General features: G+C 62.9%; 19 protein-coding genes and 2 pseudogenes. 15 read left to right on the top strand and 6 right to left on the bottom strand.

The annotated features are described in order from the left end of the window. Positions 1–4: 4 nt before the first annotated feature. Together LDB26_RS19670 and LDB26_RS19665 are read right to left on the bottom strand one after the other, a co-directional pair. Positions 5–1,135, bottom strand: a pseudogene (locus LDB26_RS19670) (MFS transporter); the annotation flags it as partial. A 47-nt stretch (positions 1,136–1,182) separates the two neighbouring features. Further along, positions 1,183–1,947, bottom strand: coding sequence for an IS6-like element IS6100 family transposase (locus LDB26_RS19665; protein ID WP_001389365.1), 765 nt, complete (start codon positions 1,945–1,947; stop codon positions 1,183–1,185). Between the two features lie 51 nt (positions 1,948–1,998). On the opposite strand from LDB26_RS19665, the pseudogene LDB26_RS19660 reads away from it, so the two are divergent. The 5 genes and pseudogenes from LDB26_RS19660 to LDB26_RS19640 form a co-directional block, all read left to right on the top strand. Then, positions 1,999–2,508: pseudogene (locus LDB26_RS19660) on the top strand (Tn3 family transposase); the annotation flags it as partial. Positions 2,509–2,650: 142 nt separating this feature from the next. Then, the gene (locus LDB26_RS19655; protein ID WP_006961816.1) at positions 2,651–3,517 is read left to right on the top strand and encodes a recombinase family protein; all 867 of its coding nucleotides are present in this window, start codon (positions 2,651–2,653) and stop codon (positions 3,515–3,517) included. Positions 3,518–3,523: 6 nt separating this feature from the next. After that, positions 3,524–4,933, top strand: a complete 1,410-nt coding sequence (locus tag LDB26_RS19650) for a type IV secretory system conjugative DNA transfer family protein (protein ID WP_257542427.1) — start codon at positions 3,524–3,526, stop codon at positions 4,931–4,933. A 13-nt stretch (positions 4,934–4,946) separates the two neighbouring features. Further along, positions 4,947–6,353, top strand: a complete 1,407-nt coding sequence (locus LDB26_RS19645; protein ID WP_257542425.1) for an LPD7 domain-containing protein — start codon at positions 4,947–4,949, stop codon at positions 6,351–6,353. Between the two features lie 27 nt (positions 6,354–6,380). Next, positions 6,381–6,734: a hypothetical protein gene (locus LDB26_RS19640; RefSeq protein WP_257542423.1), complete on the top strand. Its 354-nt coding sequence runs from the start codon at positions 6,381–6,383 to the stop codon at positions 6,732–6,734. A gap of 52 nt (positions 6,735–6,786) precedes the next feature. On the opposite strand, the gene LDB26_RS19635 is transcribed toward LDB26_RS19640, so the two are convergent. Both LDB26_RS19635 and LDB26_RS19630 read right to left on the bottom strand, forming a co-directional pair. Next, positions 6,787–7,821: a site-specific integrase gene (locus LDB26_RS19635; RefSeq protein WP_257542421.1), complete on the bottom strand. Its 1,035-nt coding sequence runs from the start codon at positions 7,819–7,821 to the stop codon at positions 6,787–6,789. 89 nt (positions 7,822–7,910) lie between these two features. Beyond that, entirely contained in the window at positions 7,911–8,546 is a 636-nt protein-coding gene (locus LDB26_RS19630) for a DsbA family protein (protein WP_257542419.1), read from the bottom strand. 179 nt (positions 8,547–8,725) lie between these two features. On the opposite strand from LDB26_RS19630, the gene lnt reads away from it, so the two are divergent. Then, positions 8,726–10,312 (top strand): apolipoprotein N-acyltransferase, encoded by a 1,587-nt coding sequence (gene lnt, locus LDB26_RS19625; RefSeq protein WP_257542417.1) that lies wholly within the window; start codon positions 8,726–8,728, stop codon positions 10,310–10,312. Positions 10,313–10,349: 37 nt separating this feature from the next. On the opposite strand, the gene LDB26_RS19620 is transcribed toward lnt, so the two are convergent. Both LDB26_RS19620 and LDB26_RS19615 read right to left on the bottom strand, forming a co-directional pair. Beyond that, complete coding sequence (locus LDB26_RS19620) at positions 10,350–10,739, bottom strand: helix-turn-helix transcriptional regulator (RefSeq protein ID WP_257542414.1); 390 nt, start codon at positions 10,737–10,739, stop codon at positions 10,350–10,352. Next, positions 10,736–11,350 (bottom strand): peroxiredoxin, encoded by a 615-nt coding sequence (locus tag LDB26_RS19615; protein ID WP_257542412.1) that lies wholly within the window; start codon positions 11,348–11,350, stop codon positions 10,736–10,738. The genes LDB26_RS19620 and LDB26_RS19615 overlap by 4 nt, the downstream gene beginning before the upstream one ends. Positions 11,351–11,438: 88 nt before the next feature. Here LDB26_RS19615 and LDB26_RS19610 point away from each other — a divergent pair, with 88 nt between their 5' ends. The 9 genes from LDB26_RS19610 (at position 11,439) to LDB26_RS19570 (ending at position 18,806) form a co-directional block, all read left to right on the top strand. Continuing rightward, positions 11,439–12,353, top strand: a complete 915-nt coding sequence (locus tag LDB26_RS19610; protein ID WP_257542410.1) for an MBL fold metallo-hydrolase — start codon at positions 11,439–11,441, stop codon at positions 12,351–12,353. Next, positions 12,350–12,784, top strand: a complete 435-nt coding sequence (locus LDB26_RS19605) for a YeeE/YedE family protein (RefSeq protein ID WP_257542408.1) — start codon at positions 12,350–12,352, stop codon at positions 12,782–12,784. The genes LDB26_RS19610 and LDB26_RS19605 overlap by 4 nt, the downstream gene beginning before the upstream one ends. 1 nt (position 12,785) lies before the next feature. After that, the gene (locus LDB26_RS19600) at positions 12,786–13,199 is read left to right on the top strand and encodes a DUF6691 family protein (RefSeq protein WP_257542406.1); all 414 of its coding nucleotides are present in this window, start codon (positions 12,786–12,788) and stop codon (positions 13,197–13,199) included. Positions 13,200–13,218: 19 nt separating this feature from the next. After that, positions 13,219–14,799, top strand: coding sequence for a bifunctional protein tyrosine phosphatase family protein/NAD(P)/FAD-dependent oxidoreductase (locus tag LDB26_RS19595; RefSeq protein ID WP_257542404.1), 1,581 nt, complete (start codon positions 13,219–13,221; stop codon positions 14,797–14,799). Further along, a complete protein-coding gene (locus tag LDB26_RS19590) occupies positions 14,796–15,587 on the top strand; it encodes a sulfite exporter TauE/SafE family protein (protein ID WP_257542401.1) in 792 nt (263 codons plus the stop codon). The genes LDB26_RS19595 and LDB26_RS19590 overlap by 4 nt, the downstream gene beginning before the upstream one ends. A gap of 63 nt (positions 15,588–15,650) precedes the next feature. Further along, positions 15,651–17,057: a cytochrome ubiquinol oxidase subunit I gene (locus tag LDB26_RS19585; RefSeq protein WP_257542399.1), complete on the top strand. Its 1,407-nt coding sequence runs from the start codon at positions 15,651–15,653 to the stop codon at positions 17,055–17,057. Beyond that, the gene (cydB, locus tag LDB26_RS19580) at positions 17,054–18,067 is read left to right on the top strand and encodes a cytochrome d ubiquinol oxidase subunit II (RefSeq protein WP_257542397.1); all 1,014 of its coding nucleotides are present in this window, start codon (positions 17,054–17,056) and stop codon (positions 18,065–18,067) included. Before LDB26_RS19585 ends, cydB begins: the two co-directional genes overlap by 4 nt. Further along, positions 18,048–18,182 (top strand): DUF2474 domain-containing protein, encoded by a 135-nt coding sequence (locus tag LDB26_RS19575; protein WP_257542395.1) that lies wholly within the window; start codon positions 18,048–18,050, stop codon positions 18,180–18,182. Before cydB ends, LDB26_RS19575 begins: the two co-directional genes overlap by 20 nt. A 51-nt stretch (positions 18,183–18,233) precedes the next feature. Beyond that, positions 18,234–18,806, top strand: a complete 573-nt coding sequence (locus tag LDB26_RS19570; RefSeq protein WP_257542393.1) for a DsrE family protein — start codon at positions 18,234–18,236, stop codon at positions 18,804–18,806. Positions 18,807–18,863: the final 57 nt, after the last annotated feature.

Below are 18,863 nucleotides of genomic sequence, written 5' to 3'. Positions count from 1 at the left end.
TTCCTTAGTGTTGTGTGGGATAGGCTGACGATTGCGAGCCGGGACCGTAGCGCCGCAACAGGATGCCGGTGATCAGGGCACCCACGGCCAGAACACCCGCCGCCACGTACATGACGACCGTATAGGCGTGGTCGAATGCGATTCCTGCCGCTTGACGCACGACAACACCATCGGCCCCCGCCTCGTTGGCAAAGACCAGCGCCGACGCCATGCTGTCGCGGGCCGCTTCCGAGGTTCCGGCGGGGAACACGACGTTGACCGTATAGAGGTAGGCCAAAAGACTTCCGAGAATTGTGACAGCGAACAGACTGCCAAACTCGTAGGACACTTCCTCGACCGACGACGCCATGCCGGCGCGATGCACAGGCACATTGCCCACAATAGCCGTTGATGCCACCGACATTGTTGCACCTACGCCGGCACCGGTCAGCGCCAGACCGGCGATCAGCCAGCCAAGGCCATGAGTGATGCCCCATGTCGCAAGCAGGACCGCCAGCGATCCCGCCGCAAGCCCGCCAGCTATAAGGATACGTAGGCCAATACGATGCAGGAATGCACCACCGAGCAGCGCAGTCGGCAATGATCCGAGCGCCGCCGCCGAAACCAGCATCCCGGCTTCCAGCGGCGTGAAGCCCGCAACGAGCTGGAAGCGTTGCGTCGTAGCAAGCTGAACACCGCCGATGGCGAACAGGGAGAACGCGGCCGCTAGAACGCCCGATGTGAACGCGGCATTGCGGAAGATCGAGAAGTCGAGCAGCGGGAACGGCAGGCGCAGTTGCCGGCGGACGAACAGCGCTCCGGCGAGGATGGCAACCAGCAGCGAAATAGCGGGGACGGCCCACGACTGCCCGGCATGGGCAGATTCCTTGATCGCGATCACAAAAGCCGACAGCGCCACCAATGCCTGAAACGACGACACCACGTCCCAAGGCTTGGTCGCATCGCCGGCCACCTTCGGCGCAACGATCAGCGCCGAAATGAAGGCAGCGACCACTACCGGCACATTGATGAGGAACACCGACCCCCACCAGAAATGGCCGAGCAGAAAACCGCCGATGATCGGTCCGAGCGCAGCGCCGACGACCGACAACGACCCCCAGATCGCAATGGCGATGTTGCGTTCCCGGTGGCTCTGTTGCAAAGATTGGCGGCAGTCAGAGGTAGGCTGTCGCTCTGCGCCGATCAGGCGGCTGCTGCGAAATGGTGGTTGAGCATGCCCATGGCCTCCGTCAGCGCCGAGGGCCCAATGCCAAAAGCTCTCTCCACAAGGCGCACCTCGCCCCTGATGCCGGGCTGCAGGCACCAGGGGCGAGCCTGTCCTTTGCGCAGGGCTCGCATGACTTCGAATCCCTTGATCGTGGCATAGGCCGTGGGGATCGATTTGAAACCGCGCACCGGCTTGATCAGTATCTTGAGCTTTCCGTGATCGGCCTCGATCACGTTATTGAGATACTTCACCTGCCGGTGGGCCGTCTCCCGGTCCAGCTTTCCTTCGCGCTTCAATTCGGTGATCGCTGCACCATAGCTCGGCGCTTTGTCGGTATTGAGCGTGGCAGGCTTTTCCCAGTGCTTCAGGCCTCGCAGGGCCTTGCCCAGGAACCGCTTCGCTGCCTTGGCGCTGCGGGTCGGCGACAGGTAGAAATCGATCGTGTCGCCCCGCTTGTCGACTGCCCGGTACAGGTAGGTCCACTTGCCCCGCACCTTGACGTAGGTTTCATCCAGGCGCCAGCTCGGATCAAAGCCACGCCGCCAGAACCAGCGCAGCCGCTTCTCCATCTCCGGGGCGTAGCACTGGACCCAGCGATAGATCGTCGTATGGTCGACCGAAATGCCGCGTTCCGCCAGCATTTCCTCAAGGTCGCGATAGCTGATCGGATAGCGACAATACCAGCGCACCGCCCACAGGATCACATCACCCTGGAAATGGCGCCACTTGAAATCCGTCATCGTTCCGTCCGTCCAATCTCCGCCAAGCATGCTCAAGCTTCACGATTTTTGCAACAGAGCCAGATGGTCAAATATGCAGCCGCGATGCAGACAAAAACCGCCGACCCGGAGGCGATCCTGCGCCGGTTTAGCCGCTCCGAGGTGATGCACCCGACCTACAAGGCGTTGAGTGAGCTGGGCCGCGCGGTCAAGACGATCTTCCTGTGCCGGTATCTGCGCGAGGAGTCCTTCCGCCGCGAAATTCATGAAGGCCTGAATGTCGTTGAAAACTGGAACAGTGCCAATGGGTTCGTTTTCTTCGGCAAGGGCGGCGAGATCGCCACTAACCGCATCGATGAGCAGCAGCTCTCGGTCCTGGCGCTACATTTGCTGCAAGCGTCGCTTGTCTATGTGAACACCCGAATGCTTCAGAGCGTGCTGGTGGAACCGAAATGGACGGGCCGGATGACGCCGGATGATTATCGCGGCCTCACACCGCTGATTTACAGCCACGTCAATCCTTATGGCCGCTTCGACCTCGATCTGAATAGCCGGATCGATTTTGGGCGGCTTGCTGCCTGACCGGGGCCTTTCCGCTCGCACCATTTGGGTGCACCCGAACGTGACGATCGGAAGTGACATATACGACATGTCACAAAAGGGTGGTTCCGTCACCAATGTTACTGTACGAGGGCAAAGCCACCCTAATGTGACGGATTTGCCCATGACCCGCGTCGGCTACGCCCGCGTCAGCACCATCGACCAGGATCTCGACATCCAGGTTGCCCGGTTGAAGGCAGCGGGCTGTGAAATCCTCCGCTCCGAAACAGGCTCGGGCGCATCGCGCACTGGACGCACGGAGCTTGAGACGATCATGCAGTTCCTGCGCGCCGATGACGAACTCGTCGTCCTGCGTCTCGATCGGCTCGGTCGCTCCACACGCGATGTTCTCAATCTGGTTCATGAACTCGACCAGAAGGGAGCCTCATTGCGGGTGCTTGAGCCGGAGGTGACGACGGCCGGAAGCATGGGGCGGATGGTGATCACCATTCTGGGCATGGTCGCGGACATGGAACTGACGTTCATCAAGGACCGGCAGCGCGCCGGGATCGAGGCGGCGCGCGCCGAAGGCGTCTACAAAGGCCGGAAGAAAAACATCGATGACGATGAAATCCGACGCCGGATCACCGCCGGCGCGAGCAAGGCCAGCGTCGCGCGCGACCTCAAGATCTCAAGAATGACCGTCTATCGGGCGCTTGACGTCATTCCTTCAAGGATCGGGCTGCCGGAAAAGCCGCCTTCTGTCACCATCGCCCTGCATCTGACCATCGAGAACTTCAACAAGCATGGTCGTGGCAGAAAGCCCGCTCGCGAGCGCATTGAGGCGATGCTGGAGCGGGATTACCAGATGCAAAAGACCGGGAACTGCGATTACACGCTGACCGTCGCCTATGATCAGGGTGCCGATGGCGTCAGCCTCGATGATGAGATCGCATCTCTCCAGACAGAGATGTTCAACATCGCAGAGAGCTACAGGTGCTCGATCGAGACCGATGTTTACGAGATTGGAGGACAAGAGCGAGCCTGGTAGATCGCCATGTTCAATCTTTGTTCTTCAACATGGCCAAAATCGCAGCTTCGGGCCGACTGGGCCTATATAGATCGGGACGATCAGGTCGCAGTTATCGACGAATTGCAGAAGATTGCCCTGATGCTGTTCCCCAGCCCGGAAAGAGGCGATCCGTTCTGGGCGGAATCGGCCCGCACCGGCTTCATTGGCACAGGGGCCTACATTGCCGCCATGCCGCATCGGCCATTCACGATCGGCGAAATCTACCGCCTGATGACACAGGGCGATCCGAAAACGACGCTGCCGAAGCTGGTGGAGGAAGCGGCCACGGCCGGGGTCCGGCTCTCCACGCCCTGCATCAATGCCATCGCTGATTTCACGGCGGGGTCGGACAACACATTCTCCAGCGTCCGGCAGACCATAACCTCGAAGCTCAGCCTATGGCTTAACCCCTATGTCGACGCTGCGACCTCAATGAGCGATTTCGATATGCGCGATCTGCGTCGTCGCCGAATGTCGCTTTATCTCGGCGTGTCGCCCGACAATATGGAGCGTGTGGCGCCGGTTTATAATCTGCTGCTGCAACAGCTTGTCGACCTCAACACCCGCACGCTGCCCGAAGATGACAGCACGCTCAAAGTGCAGGTTCTCGCTTTGCTGGATGAGTTTGTGCAGCTCGGGCGCGCGATGACGATCGCCAACAGTTTCTCCTTCATAGCGGGCTATGGGTTCCGTCTGCTGCCGGTGATCCAGGGCCAGTCCCAATTGCGCGCGCTCTATGGCGATCAGGTCGCCCGGTCGATCGTAACGAATTGCGGGGTGGAAGTCGCCTTCACCCCCAAGGAGCTGGACGTGGCAAAGGAGCTATCGGAACGATTGGGCTTCTACAGCTTCAAGGCGAAATCAAAGAGCCTGACGATACACGGCCTGCTCGCCAATCGCAGCACCACGGAAAGCGATCAGCGCCGCGCCCTACTGATGCCGCAGGAATTGATGCAGATGTCGCGCAAGGACATGCTGGTGCTGCGCGCTGGCATCCCGCCAATCCGGGCAAAAAAGCTGTTCTACTATCGGATGCCCGTTCTTAAGCGCCGACTAATGCGCCCGCCCGAAATCGAGGCGCACCCGTTGCCCGCTCACGCTCGCCCGGCTGCTCCTCGCCCCGCTCCGTCGGGTCCGCCGCTGGCGAACGCGGCGGATGAGAAAGAAAAGGTCGTTGCGCCAATTCCGAACGATGTGCCGGGCGAGGCGGATACCGGCCAAATACCAGATAGAGAGATGACCGACGCGGAGATTAGCGGGAACGTCGTCATTCCCGCTAACGCGCTGGTGCTTGACGATATCGAAGTGCCGAAGAGAGGTGCCAGCGAGGGCGAGGCCAGGGCCTTTGTTGAACAGATGATAGCACGCGCAACCGATCAGCGCGAGCCGGCCTGAAGGAGACGGCAAGATGAGCGAACAGCAACACGGCGGCCGAAATAGCATCTGGGCCGACTTGACCCGCGTATTTCGCCGCGATCCAGATAGTCAGCGACCCCAGCAGGAGGAAAAAGGGGATCGCGCGGCCACGAATCTCGAACTGCGCAGCGGGGCCGAACGAACGCGCGATCCTTCCTTCAATGCCGGTGATATGCCGGAAGCGGTGCAGCGCCGCTACTATACCCAGCCTTCGCGCTGGACGGGCGATCCCGCCTATTTCAGCACGCCGACAGCCGACAAGCCCGCCTTTCAGGACCGGGGCAACCGGCTCGTCACCGATAATGACAGCCGTGAGGTCGCCAAGGATCTCGTCACCGTCGCCGAACATCGAGGCTGGGACCGGGTTCAGGTTGCGGGCAGCGAGACTTTTCGCCGCGCGGTGTGGTTCGAAGCGGCAGAGCGCGGGATAGCTGTGCGGGGGTATAAACCGACAGACCGGGATTTACAGGAGCTGGACCGCATAAGGAATGACAAGGCGCGTAATAGCATCGCGCCGGTTTCTGAGCGGCAACAAGCGCGGGAAGCACCCGTTGAACCGACGCAGGACACAGATACCGCACCAAGCCGGGAAGCACAGCCCCGCGACAGGGCGCGGCCCCAGGACATACCCCCTTCCTCGCCGACACGATCCCTCCCGACGCCGGTTGACGGCTATAGGCGGCCAACGGCCGAAGCGCTCGATCGGGCGATTAGCGTGACCATGCTTCGGGCAGGATTAGACCCTACCGAAGCACGGGCCGCGAACAGAGCCTACGCCTCGGCCGATTGGGCATGGACGTATGCGGATGACAGCAACAGCCGGACGCGCGGCGCCCAAAGCGTCGATCGAGCGATGACCGCGATGGACAGCTTTGCGGGTAAATCCCGTGCTCATGCGGAAATTGCCTCGGCGATCGCCGACAATCATTATTATGACATGGCGCTTGTCGGTCGCTGGTATGTCGAGCGCGGCGATCGCGATCCGGGTCTGGTGCGTGATCTGAGCGATCAGAAACGCCTCCATGCGCCAGATTCGGATCGCAAGCCGGGAACGCCGCCCTGGAACAGCGAGGAGCGGGAGAGGGCCAACGGGGTTGCCGACCGGACCCGCCGCAATGAGCGCGCCGCCCAGAGCCAGCTTCGCGCAATGGACATTGTAGTCCGACGCGCTCTCGAAACTTCACCGGAAACCGCTGATCGGGTCATGCGGATCGCGCGCGAACAGATTGCCGATCAGCTCGGACAGGGGCGGGATATCAAACCCGCCCGTGTCCGGGGCGGCCCGGAACGCGAAGCCGAACAACCGGCTGCGCGGCGCACGGCGGCGTCTCGTCAACGATCTCCGACGCCGGCGCCGCAACGCGAACATCGACCGCCAGAACGGCAACGCAATCGCTAGGTGGTGACGCTGGCAGGAGAAGTAGCCATGGCGCGGAAAAAGCAGCCGGAACCGGGTGGCGAAGCCAACAAACGAGCCGCCGACAGCAATTTCCGCTTCATGGAGGCCGTGTTGAACAACGCGCTCCACGACAAACCCGAACTGAGGGATCAGATAATCCGTAATGCCCGCGAGCGCATCGCCGGAGCGCTGGCCGAAGGGAAGTCCTTTGAACCTGTTCGGCTGCGGACTGGATCGGAGGCCGCGATGCAGCGGGGCGCCGGCAAGGAAAGTGCTCCCGGTAGCGACGCCTATTTCGTCCAGAAGGTGCTAAGCAAGGTTGTCGATGACAAACGGCCGTCGCCACCCGCGGAATATCGCCGCATCGACCAAAGCCGGTAGCCCAACCTAGCAGTTATGCCGACATTGAAGCTCTTGGTATCCACGATTGGCATTACAAGAATTTCTCACCGGCATGGTCGCGGAACATCTCGAAGTCGCGCACATAGTCGGAAAGAACCTGCACGGACTTATGACGGCTGACGTCGCGCATCTTGAAGATGCTCGCGCCCTGCCGCGCCGCCTCGGTGAGAAAGCCTGAACGCAGCGAATGCCCGGCATAGTCGACAGGATCGAATCCGGCGTCCGCCGCGCAGCGCTGGACCAGACGGGCGACCGCCCGATCTGACATAGGATCGGCGGTCAAAGCACCCCCGCGCGTCAACCGGCGAAACAGCGGCCCCTCGTCGAAGGTGATGAGCGGATTGTTCAATTCGCGCGCCGCCTCGATGGCGGCGTTGATCCACGCCAGCAGCAGCGCCTTGGGGCGGATGCGCCGACCTTCGGGAATGGCAATTACCGCGCCTTCGCCCGTTTGATCCGTTTTGGACCGTCCGATCAGCACGCGCAGGCCCTCGGCCGGTAATGCAACATCGTCGATCCAGAGCGCCACCAGCTCGGAGCGGCGCAGCGCCGCCGCCATGCCGATCGCCAGCACTGCGCGATCGCGCAGCGCGCGCAGGTCGTCGCCTTCGATCGTCGCCAGCATCATGCTCAGCGCGTCAGCATCGGCAGGTGCCTTGCGCTCCTTGCGGGTGCCCAGACTATTACGGATGCCGGCGAGCACTTCGAACATGGCGCCGGCACCCGATCGCTCCTGCGGTGGATCGATACCGGCCTGCCGATGATGGTAGCCGATTGCAGCGAGCCGACGGCCGATCGTGTTGGCCTTGATACCGCGATCGGCTTCGGAGGCGAGAAAGGTCGCGACTGCGGCGGGCGTCGCGGGCAGGCTTTCTAATCCACGAACGTCGCACCAGGCGGTGAAGATCTTCCAATCCGCAGCATAGGCGCGCTGCGTTGCCGCCGACCGCGACGCCTTCGCATAGGTGGCCGCGCGCTCGACCTCGGCGCGCAGGATGTCGGGGAGCGCCGGTTGCGCGATCGTCGCGGGCAGCGTGCTGTCGGGGTCGGGCGCTTCAGAGGCCATTTAGGGAGGGTAAAACGCCCTTCCTCGACCGTCAAGCTTGTGTCCGAGAATCATAATTATCGGACACAATGGCCATCGACAAAGTGGTATCAAGCGGACTTTCGGGCGGCACGAAACGCACGAAGAAATTCCTGTCGGTCCAAGGCTCCCTCAATCAGCGATGGGCCGATCAGGAATGCAGGCGTTCCCGCAATGCCAAGCGCAAATGCCTCCTTCGCAGTTTGTGCCATCATCGCATCTATCTCGCGAGCATGGTCCTTCAAATCCTGCTCGATCCGATCCCATTGGCCACCCGCGCGTTCGACCACTTCGCGCAGGACCGCCGGCTCCAGCACCCGGCGTTCGCTCATCAAGGCATGATGAACCTGCGGATAGATCGACTGCCGATCAGCAGCGAGCGCAATTCGTGCCGCGCGCTGCGACACAGGTCCGAAAATCGGCCAGTCTTTATAGATAACCGCCACATTGCGATCTTCTTCAAACGCCATTCGAAATTGAGGTTCGGCCATCTTGCACGCAGGACACTGATAGTCCGTAAAGACCGCGACGGTGACGTCCGCCTCGGGTGGCCCTTCACGCGGCGCGCCCTGATCGCGGAGAAGCGATTGCGCTACATCGCTGCCCGATACGTCGCGACCGAGAGGCGCCATCTTTCTGAGGATGAAGCTCACTCCGAAGCCCAACGTTACGACACCGGATAGCTGGATCAATTCTCGGCGGGTCAATTTTACTCGATGCTTCACTAGCCCGCCTGCGCTGTCTCTTGGCTCGCCCGTGCAACGATGCCCCTCAACCTATAATCTTACGTCAATCTTAAGCCTTGCCGCGTCGTCCTATACAGCATCCTGGCGTTAGGAGACACGCGCCTAAGGCGGCCTTAAGCTTGCCGGTTGCAAATTCGTCCATGGGCGGACGCTTGCAATCCGAGACTTCGGCAGAAACGGCGCCAGCATCCGCTCAATCGACCAGGACCGCTTTTATTCGGAGCATCATAGGACGGGTTGATGCATTAATTTCCCGGCGCGTCGGCCTCATATCTCTCGGTGCGGTCGCAGCGACGGGCTTTGCGCCATTTGGTTTCTGGCCCGCCACGGTCGCGTCCCTTGTGCTGCTTCTACGGACGACCAGCGCCTTCTGCACGATGCGCCTTGCACTCGCGGCGAGCTGGTGGTTCGGCGTCGGCGTCGGCATCGCGAGCCTGTTTTGGCTGGCGCACGCCTTTTCCTTTCAGGATGCGATGCCGCCCTGGCTAGGATGGATCGCGGTCGCTCTCCTTTCCGCCTATACCGCACTTTATTGGGCGCTTGCGCTTGGCCTTGCCCATGCGGTGACGCGCAAAGCATCGGGGATCAGCTTCGCGGTGCATGCGTCGGCGGGCTTCATGATTGCAGAATGGCTGCGCGGAATCGTGCTGACCGGATTCCCCTGGAACCCGCTAGCGTCGATCTGGCTTGATGCACCTCACGTAGCGCAAGGCGCGGCCGTGATCGGTGGCCTGGGTCTCTCAGGCGTCACGATTCTGCTGTGCGGTCTGATTGCCGCCGTCACGCGCGGCGACAGCCTGCGTCCGCTCATCGCCACGATCGGCATCATTACGGCATGGTTAGCTTTTCCCCAGAAAGGCACGGTCGCGGACACTTCCATCCCGATCAGTGTCGTGCAGGGAAATATCAGCCAGTCCGATAAATGGCGGCCCGGCGAAGCCGACGCTCAGCTTATGAAATACATGGCCTTGACCAAGGCTCCGCTTTCCAACGCACCTCGACTGATCTTCTGGCCCGAAGCGGCCATCACAGAGCCGTTGGACATTGACCTCGCCCTAAGGCGGCAAGCAACATCGGCTTTGAGTGCCCAAGATCTGCTTTTCACAGGCGCAATAGGAACGACCGAAAACAAGGGGCTGACGAACAGTGTCTTCGTGCTCGATGCGGACGGCGCCATCCTTGTTCGCTATGACAAGGCCCATCTCGTGCCGTTCGGCGAATATCTGCCATTTTCAAACATTCTCGGACGTCTCGGCATGTCGCGGCTGGTGCCGGGCAACACCGACTTCATTGCCGGGCCTGGCCCGCGGACCTTGAACATCCGGAAACTCAGGGCCGGCGTGTCGATCTGCTATGAGATCATATTCCCGGCTGCGGTGATCGATCCAGAAAATCGCCCGGCCTTTCTGTTCAATCCGTCCAATGATGCCTGGTTCGGATTTGGCGGACCACAGCAACATCTCGCGCAAGCGCGCCTCCGGGCGATCGAAGAAGGTCTGCCGATCATCCGAGCGACGCCGACGGGCGAGACGGCTGTAATCCGATCAGACGGGAGCATCGCCGCGCGTTTGCCTGCTCACCAAGCAGGCCGCCTAGATGCATTCTTGCCATCGCCCGCCGATCCGACACAATATTCGCTGTGGGGAAACGCTATTCCCTTGGGCGCAGGGATCATCGTGATCGCGATAGCAGGGCTACGGCGGTTGCGCAGGAACCATCGGGCGTAAAGGTAACGACAACGGCGAGGACTTTGAGCGGGTAGCTTCAGCGGCCGACAACGCGTGCGAAATGGGCCACGCCGGGCACAAGGTCGGATCGCTCATCGGTGGCCAAGCCCGGCAAACCGGATAGATCGCCCGCACCGAATACGGCCTCGATCCCGCGCACGCAAAGCTCCGTCCCGCTGTCGGCAAGGCTGTAGTAAACCTGCCGCGCGTGCTTGCGCGTGCTCACAAGGCCCGATCGGCGCAGTTCGGCAAGTTGTTGGCTGAGGGCGGGCTGGCCGATGCCGGTGGCTTCATCGATCGCCGAAACGGACTGCTCGCCACGCTCCAGCAGAAGCGAGAGGATCATAAGGCGCTGGGGTTGCGCGTAAGCCTTCAGCTTTTCCGCAGCGGCGTCCGCCAGCTCGCGCGCGGCATGGAGAGCGGTCACGGCGCACTCCGGCAGAACCAATCACCGCTATCGGTTTCCTCCGAAGGCGGCAGCAACAGCGGTTCACCGGCGCGCCACCCTTCGGGCGCGAGCCGGTCGCCGGCGTGCGCGGCCTGGAGCGCGGCGAGCATCCGCAGCATTTCATCGACCGAACGCCCGACATTCATGGGATAGTGGGTGATCGCGCGGATCACGCCATCGGGATCGATGAAATAGGTCGCCCGGACGCCGGAACTGTCCTGCGCCGCCTCCCCGATCATCCCATAAGCACGCCCGATCGCCATCGACGGATCTTCGATCACCGGAAAGCGGATTTCGACCTCGAATAGATCGCGGATCGCCTTGAGCCAGGCCAGATGAGCATAAAGGCTGTCCACGGACAGGCCAAGCAGCATACCGCCCATTTCCTCGAAACGATCCTGCGCTTTGGCGAGGCCGACAAATTCGGTGGTGCAGACCGGCGTGAAATCGGCGGGGTGCGAGAAGAACACGACCCATTTCCCGCGCAGCGAGGACAGGCGCAGCGGCCCCTTGGTCGTCCTCGCCTCGAAATCGGGCGCAGAATCGCCAAGCCGCAGGGAGGAAAGAGGTTCGTCGGGCGTCGTCGTCATGGTGTCATCCTTGGCATCTCATGCGCCTTGACGCAATGCGATTACATACTTACATAGTTCTGTAATTATGAAAACCAAGGAACGAGCCATGGACGAAGCGATTCGACGCGCGGCCCATCAGATCGGCGAAGCCTGTAAGGGCGTCCCGCAAATCCGGGCCTTCTTCGACGAAGCCACCAACACCGCCAGCTATGTCGTCCACGATCCGGAAACCCGGCACGCGGCGATCATCGATAGCGTGCTGGACTACGATGCTGCTGCTGGCCGCACCGCTTTTGCATCGGCGGACGCGATCATCGCCTATGTCCGCGAACAGAATTTGAAGGTTGAATGGCTGCTGGAAACGCACGCCCACGCCGATCATTTGTCGGCGGCTCCCTATCTGCAAGAGAAGCTGGGCGGGAAACTTGCCATCGGCAAGGCGATCCTGACGGTGCAAGCGACTTTCGGGAAGCTGTTCAACGAAGGCACCGAGTTCGCGCGAGACGGGTCGCAGTTCGACCATCTGTTCGAGGACGGGGACCAGTTCTCGATCGGCAACCTCAGCGCGACCGTGCTGCATGTGCCGGGTCATACGCCCGCCGATCTTGCCTATGTGATCGAGGATGCGGCTTTCGTCGGCGATACGCTGTTCATGCCGGACTATGGCACGGCGCGCGCCGATTTTCCCGGAGGCGACGCGCGGATGCTCTATCGCTCGATCCGCCGTCTCCTGACTCTTCCCGCCGAAACCCGACTGTTCCTGTGCCACGACTACAAGGCGCCGGGCCGTGACAACTATCGCTGGGAAACCACCGTGGCAGAGGAACGGGCCGAAAACGTGCACGTCCATGATGGCGTCGACGAAGATAGCTTCGTGGCGATGCGCGAAGCGCGCGATGCGACGCTCGACATGCCCAAGCTGATCCTCCCGTCGATTCAGGTGAACATGCGCGGCGGCCATATGCCGGAGCCGGAGGATAACGGGACACGCTATCTCAAGATCCCGCTCGACGCCCTATGAGCGCGCTGTTCGCAAATGCGGCGCCCGGCATGGGCTTCCTCGGCGGGCTGCTGATCGGACTCGCCGGGGTCGTGATGCTGCTGGGCATCGGCCGGATTGCTGGCGTCAGCGGCCTCGCGGCGCAAGCGATCGGCATCACCGGCTCGGATTCGCGGGCCGTTGCATTGGCCTTCATCATCGGCCTGCCGGTCGGGGCGGCCTTGATCGCGGCGGCGCGGCCGATCGCCGTCACCTTCCCCTCTTCGCTCCCGGTCCTCATAATCGGCGGATTGCTTGTCGGGTTCGGCACGCGGCTCGGTAGCGGCTGCACCAGCGGACATGGCGTCTGCGGCCTGTCACGCCTGTCGCCGCGCTCCATGGTCGCGACCGGCCTGTTCATGGCGGCCGGTTTCGCCACCGTGGCGGCGATGCGCGCTTTCGGGTGGGTTTGACATGCGCGCGTTCATAGCCCTGTTGGCCGGAACGATCTTCGGCGCGGGCCTCGCCCTGTCGGGGATGGTCGATCCCGCGCGCGTGCGCGGCTTCCTCGACCTGTTCGGGACGTGGGATGCGACGCTGGCGTTCGTGATGGCAGGAGCCTTGCTGCCGATGGCGATTGCATGGCGCCTGCAACCTCGCCTTCCCCGCGCCGCCTCCGGCGACCATTTTGCCCTGCCTTCGACGCGGCGCATCGATGTGCCCCTGGCCGTCGGTGCGCTGCTGTTCGGCGTCGGGTGGGGAATTGCGGGCCTTTGCCCCGGCCCGGCGATCGCCAACCTCGCGCTCGCCCCCCTCGCGGTTCTGCCCTTCCTGGCCGCGATGTTCGCCGGAATGCTGCTTCATCGTCTTTGGGCCGCGCAGCGCTGACACAAGCGGAGGAATCCTCATGGAAACGATCACCCCCATCGCCCCCGATTTCTCGGTATCGCCGCAAGTCAGACCGGAGGACATGCCCGCAATCGTAGCGGCCGGGTTCCGCTCGGTGCTGTGCAATCGCCCGGACGGCGAGGAGCCGGGACAACCCGATGCCGCCGCGCTCGGACATGCGGCGCTGGAGCAAGGCTTGGCCTTCATGCATGTGCCGGTCGCCAGTCCCGACATCGCCCCTGCCGATGCCCAGGCGATGCGGGCCGCGCTGGACCGCCTCCCCAAGCCCGTGCTGGCCTTCTGCCGATCGGGCGCGCGCTCGACCGCGTTGCACAACGCGGCCATGGCATTGAACGACAATAGCGCGGCGACCTATGACGTGGTGATCGTCGGTGGCGGAAGCGCGGGCATCGCTTGCGCCGCCAGCCTGCTCAAGCGTCGGGGTGATCTTTCGATCGCGATCATCGAGCCGTCCGACGTGCATTATTATCAGCCGGGATGGACGCTGGTGGGCGCGGGCGTGTTCGATCCCCAGACCACGCGCCGGACCATGGGGGAGGTCATGCCCCGTAAGGCGCACTGGATCAGGCAGGCGGTGAGCGCTTTCCACCCGGACAATAGCAGCGTGGCGCTCGACGACGGAACGATGGTCGCCTACCGCGCGCTGGTCGTCGCGCCCGGCCTGAAACTCGATTGGGACGCCATTCCCGGCCTCCCCGAAACGCTCGGCCGCAACGGCGTCACCTCCAACTATCGCTACGATCTCGCGCCCTACACGCACGAGCTGGTGCGCAGCGCAGCGCCGGGCCGCGCGCTGTTTACGCAGCCGCCCATGCCGATCAAATGCGCGGGGGCGCCGCAGAAGGCCATGTATCTCTCCTGCCACGAATGGGAGAAGCGCGGCCTGCTCGAAGGGATCGATGTCGAGTTCCACAGCGCCGGTCCAGCCCTGTTCGGGGTGGCCGATTATGTGCCTGCGCTGATGACCTATATCGAGCGCTACGGCATCGACTTCCGGCCCGGCTCGAAACTGGTCGGGGTCGATGGCGCCGCGCGGGTCGCCCGTTTCGAGCAAGGCGGCGACGGCGAAAAAACGGTTGTCGAACGGCCCTTCGACATGCTGCACGTCGTCCCGCCGCAGGTCGCGCCGGATTTCATCCGGTCCAGCCCGCTTGCCGATGAAAGCGGGTTCGTAGCAGCCGATCCTGCCACCCTGCGCCATCCGATATGGTCCAACCTGTTCGCGCTGGGGGATGTCGTCGCCACCACCAATGCCAAGACCGCCGCGGCCGCACGCAAGCAGGCGCCGGTGGTCGCGGTGAACGTCCTCGCCGCCCTGGACGGCAAACAGCCGCAGGCGGGCTATGACGGCTATGGCTCCTGCCCGCTTACCGTTGAGCGCGGGCGGATCGTGCTGGCGGAGTTCGGTTACGGGGGCAAGCTCCTGCCCAGCTTCCCGACATGGCTGATTGATGGCCGTCGGCCCTCGCGGCTCGCCTGGTTCCTCAAGGATCGGATGCTGCCGCCGATCTACTGGCACGGGATGCTCAAAGGCCGCGAATGGCTGGCCGATCCGCGCCCGATCGGACAGGTGCGGTGACACTCGAACCGCTGCAATATCTGCTCGGTATTGCCTCCGGGGCGCTGGTCGGATTCAGCCTGGGACTGGTCGGCGGCGGCGGATCGATCCTCGCCGTTCCGTTGATGGTCTATCTGGTCGGCGTGCCCAGCGCCCATGTCGCGATCGGCACCAGCGCGCTCGCGGTCGCGGCCAATGCTGCGACGGGCCTCGCCAATCATGCCTATGCGCATAATGTCAAATGGCGCTGCGGGGGCATGTTCGCGGCTGCGGGCATTGTCGGCGCGCTGGGTGGCTCGACCTTTGGCAAGATGGTCGACGGCGACCGGCTGCTGTTCCTGTTCGCGCTGGTCATGCTGCTGGTCGGCGCGTTGATGCTCAAGGGGCGCGGCAATCCCGGCAATCCCGGCGCGGAATGCAACAGGGAAAAGGCGCCCAAGGTTCTCGGCTACGGCCTCGGTTCCGGTCTGTTCTCCGGCTTTTTCGGCATAGGCGGCGGCTTCCTGATCGTGCCCGGCCTCGTCGCCTCCACGGGCATGCCGATCCTGCTCGCGGTCGGCACATCACTGGTCGCCGTGACCGCCTTCGGCCTGACTACCGCTGCGAATTATGCCTTTTCAGGTCTTATCGATTGGCCGCTGGCGATCCTGTTCATCATCGGCGGCGCGTTTGGCAGTCTGGCGGGCACCCGGCTCGCGCGGCGTCTCGGCGCGGAAACCGGGCGGCTGACGCTGGTTTTCGCAATACTGATCTTCGCCGTCGCCGCCTACATGCTCTGGCGCAGCGCCGGTGCCTTCATGGGGGCGTGAGGCAGTATGTCCACTATCAAAGCCGTTCGCCTCTCCTAGAGCGGGCACCGAAAGGACATAGAAATGTTCGAATCGTTCGACGCGCTATTCCTCGCCCGCGCGCAATTTGCCTTTACGGTGAGCTTTCATTTCATCTTTCCGGCCTTCTCGATCGGGCTGGCGAGCTTCCTTATGGTGCTCGAAGCCCTGTGGCTCAAGACCGGCAAGGGCGTCTATGCCAACCTCTACCGCTATTGGCTGAAGATCTTCGCGATCGCCTTCGCCATGGGCGTCGTTTCCGGCATCGTCATGTCCTACCAGTTCGGCACCAACTGGTCGGTTTTCTCGGATAAGGCCGGTCCCGTCATCGGGCCGCTGATGGCCTATGAAGTGCTGACCGCTTTCTTCCTCGAAGCGGGCTTTCTCGGCGTCATGCTGTTCGGGATCAACAAGGTGGGGCCTCGGCTCCACTTCGCCGCGACCTGCATGGTGGCGCTGGGCACCTTCATTTCCGCCTTCTGGATTTTGTCGGTCAATAGCTGGATGCAGACGCCTACCGGCTATGAGATAGGCGCGAACGGGCAATTCCTGCCGGGGCCAAGCTGGGCGGCCATCATCTTCAACCCCAGCTTCCCCTACCGCCTCGTCCATACCGTCATCGCCGCCTACCTCACGACCGCCTTCGTGGTCGGCGCGGTCGGCGCCTGGCATCTGCTGCGCGATCGGGCCAATCCCGGCGCGCGCAAGATGTTCTCCATGGCGATGTGGATGGCTGCGCTGGTCGCGCCGGTGCAGATCTTCGCCGGCGACATGCACGGCCTCAACACGCTCGAACATCAACCCGCCAAGGTCATGGCCATGGAGGGGCATTATCAAAGCCACCCCGACGGCGCGCCACTGATCCTGTTCGGGATTCCCAACAGCGCGGAAAAGCGCGTCGATTATGCCGTCGAGATTCCGAAGGCATCTTCGCTCATCCTCAAGCATGATGCGGACGCGCCACTGGCGGGGCTCGATACCATAGCGGAGGATCGGCATCCTCCCGTTGGCACCGTATTCTGGGCTTTCCGGATCATGGTCGGCATAGGCTTCGGCATGCTGGGTCTGGGCCTGTGGAGTCTGGCCGCCCGCGCGCGCCGCAAACTCTATGATTGGTCCTGGCTGCATCGGGCCGCTATCGTGATGGGGCCTTCGGGTTTCATCGCCGTGATCGCCGGGTGGGTGACAACGGAAGTGGGGCGCCAGCCCTGGACGATCTATGGCTTGCTTCGGACCGCGGATTCAGCGGCCCCGCTTGACGCCCCCGCCGTGGCGGCCTCGCTTCTAGCCTTCATCGTTGTTTATTTCGCCGTATTCGGGGCTGGCACCTTCTACATCCTCAAGCTGATGGACAAGCCGCCCGAACCTCATGAAGAGGCCGTTCCAACGCACGGCCCGGTGCGGACCGCCGGGATCACGCCCGCCCCCGCGATCGAGGGAGGCCAGCCATGATCGACCTTACGATCATCTGGGCGGGCATCATCGCGTTCGCCGTCGCCGCCTATGTCGTGATGGACGGCTTCGATCTTGGTATCGGCATCCTCTTTCCTCGCTTTCCAGTCGGCCGCGATCGCGACATGGCGATGAACAGCATCGCGCCGGTGTGGGACGGCAACGAAACATGGCTGGTGCTCGGCGGCGGCGGTCTGATGGCAGCTTTCCCGCTCGCCTATGCGATCGTGCTGCCCGCGCTCTACGCGCCGCTGATGGCGATGCTGCTCGGTCTGGTCTTTCGCGGCGTTGCGTTCGAGTTTCGCTGGCGCGATCCCGGCCATCGCCGTTTCTGGGATTTCGCCTTCTGCGGCGGCTCGATCGTCGCCACGCTGGCGCAGGGCATCACGCTCGGCGCGCTGCTGCAAGGCATCACGATCGAGGGACGCGCCTATGCCGGTGGCTGGTGGGAATGGTTGACACCTTTCTCGCTGCTGACCGGCCTCAGCCTGCTCATCGGCTATGCCCTGCTTGGCGCGGGCTGGCTGATCTGGAAGGCGGAAGGTGCGCTACAGGCACAGGCCCGCCGCATGGCGCGATGGCTCCTGCCCGCGATGCTTGTCGCCATCGGCCTCGTCAGCGTATCGACGCCGTTCCTCGAAGCGCAATATTATCAGCGCTGGTTCGAATGGCCGGGCGTGCTGGCGAGCGCCCAGATGCCGCTCCTGGTGGCGATCGTAGGCTTTCTGGCGTGGCGTGCGATCCGCAATATTGGGCAGAAAGGGGGACGGGACTGGATGCCCTTCTTCCTGATCCTGCTATTGTTCGGGCTGTCGATGATCGGACTGGCCATCTCGATCTGGCCTGATGTCATTCCGGGCCGTGTCTCGATCTGGGAAGCCGCCGCGCCCGAACGCAGCCAGATATTCATGCTGATCGGGGCGGGCGTGCTGGTGCCGGTGATCCTCGGCTACACGATCTGGGCCTATTGGGTATTCCGGGGGAAAGTCGATGAAGCTGGATATCATTGACTTGGCCGCGCCCGGCGCTCTCTGGAAACGCCTCGCATGGTTCGCCGCGATCTGGGTAATGAGCGTGGCGGCGCTCGGCGCCGTGGCCTATGGCATCCGTCTGGTCATATCGTGACAGAGCCGAAAGATGCACCCGTCATTCCAATGATTACGAGAGGAGACATATATGCAGTCGAGCACGGCCCGCGCGCGGGCATTTCCTTGGAAACGAGCCGGGATGGGACTGGCATTCGCGCTGGCGGTGCCCGGTAGCGCGATGGCACAGGATGCAAGCCACCCCGTCATCCCCGGCTATGGCGCAATCATGCCAGCGCACGACGTCGCCAGCATGCCAGACCCGTCGCTCCGCTATCACGTCGCCTTTGAAGTCACGCGCACCGGAACCGACGACGCGCAGATCAACCCCGCTCTCGATCGGGTTGCGCGCTTCGTGAATCTGCTCGGCGCTTCCGGTGTCCGTCCCGCGCCGGGTGACATCGTGGTCGTCATTCACGGCCCCGCGACCCCGGCCATCCTGAACGATGCCGGGTATCAGGCGCGGTTCCACCGGGCCAACCCGAACACGCGGCTGATCGAGGAGCTGCAACGCGCGGGCGTCGCCATTCATGTATGCAGCTACGCCCTCGCCAATCAGAAGATCGAGCGGAATGCTGTGGCCAAGGACGTAATCATCGACCTTGCGGCCATGGTCACGCTGGCCAACCTGCAATTGAAGGGTTGGGCGGTCATCCCCGGATAGCAGCGGCCGTCCCCGGACGGGCATCGCCAGGCGGGATCATATCTGGCGTGGAGAGAT

Origin of the sequence: Sphingobium sp. CFD-1, assembly GCF_024611115.1 — a bacterium.
In the GTDB taxonomy this organism is placed as follows: domain Bacteria; phylum Pseudomonadota; class Alphaproteobacteria; order Sphingomonadales; family Sphingomonadaceae; genus Sphingobium; species Sphingobium baderi_A.
The sequence above is the reverse complement of the archived record's forward strand: the minus strand, read 5'-3'. Positions and strand labels throughout refer to the sequence as shown.

Bases quoted from the DNA above. Each gene is read 5' to 3' on its own strand.
- LDB26_RS19665 (WP_001389365.1), bottom strand. From the start codon at position 1,947: ATGACGGATTTCAAGTGGCGCCATTTCCAGGGTGATGTGATCCTGTGG.
- LDB26_RS19655 (WP_006961816.1), top strand. From the start codon at position 2,651: ATGACCCGCGTCGGCTACGCCCGCGTCAGCACCATCGACCAGGATCTC.
- LDB26_RS19650 (WP_257542427.1), top strand. From the start codon at position 3,524: ATGTTCAATCTTTGTTCTTCAACATGGCCAAAATCGCAGCTTCGGGCC.
- LDB26_RS19645 (WP_257542425.1), top strand. From the start codon at position 4,947: ATGAGCGAACAGCAACACGGCGGCCGAAATAGCATCTGGGCCGACTTG.
- LDB26_RS19640 (WP_257542423.1), top strand. From the start codon at position 6,381: ATGGCGCGGAAAAAGCAGCCGGAACCGGGTGGCGAAGCCAACAAACGA.
- LDB26_RS19635 (WP_257542421.1), bottom strand. From the start codon at position 7,821: ATGGCCTCTGAAGCGCCCGACCCCGACAGCACGCTGCCCGCGACGATC.
- lnt (WP_257542417.1), top strand. From the start codon at position 8,726: ATGGGCGGACGCTTGCAATCCGAGACTTCGGCAGAAACGGCGCCAGCA.
- LDB26_RS19615 (WP_257542412.1), bottom strand. From the start codon at position 11,350: ATGACGACGACGCCCGACGAACCTCTTTCCTCCCTGCGGCTTGGCGAT.
- LDB26_RS19610 (WP_257542410.1), top strand. From the start codon at position 11,439: ATGGACGAAGCGATTCGACGCGCGGCCCATCAGATCGGCGAAGCCTGT.
- LDB26_RS19605 (WP_257542408.1), top strand. From the start codon at position 12,350: ATGAGCGCGCTGTTCGCAAATGCGGCGCCCGGCATGGGCTTCCTCGGC.
- LDB26_RS19600 (WP_257542406.1), top strand. From the start codon at position 12,786: ATGCGCGCGTTCATAGCCCTGTTGGCCGGAACGATCTTCGGCGCGGGC.
- LDB26_RS19595 (WP_257542404.1), top strand. From the start codon at position 13,219: ATGGAAACGATCACCCCCATCGCCCCCGATTTCTCGGTATCGCCGCAA.
- LDB26_RS19585 (WP_257542399.1), top strand. From the start codon at position 15,651: ATGTTCGAATCGTTCGACGCGCTATTCCTCGCCCGCGCGCAATTTGCC.
- cydB (WP_257542397.1), top strand. From the start codon at position 17,054: ATGATCGACCTTACGATCATCTGGGCGGGCATCATCGCGTTCGCCGTC.
- LDB26_RS19575 (WP_257542395.1), top strand. From the start codon at position 18,048: ATGAAGCTGGATATCATTGACTTGGCCGCGCCCGGCGCTCTCTGGAAA.
- LDB26_RS19570 (WP_257542393.1), top strand. From the start codon at position 18,234: ATGCAGTCGAGCACGGCCCGCGCGCGGGCATTTCCTTGGAAACGAGCC.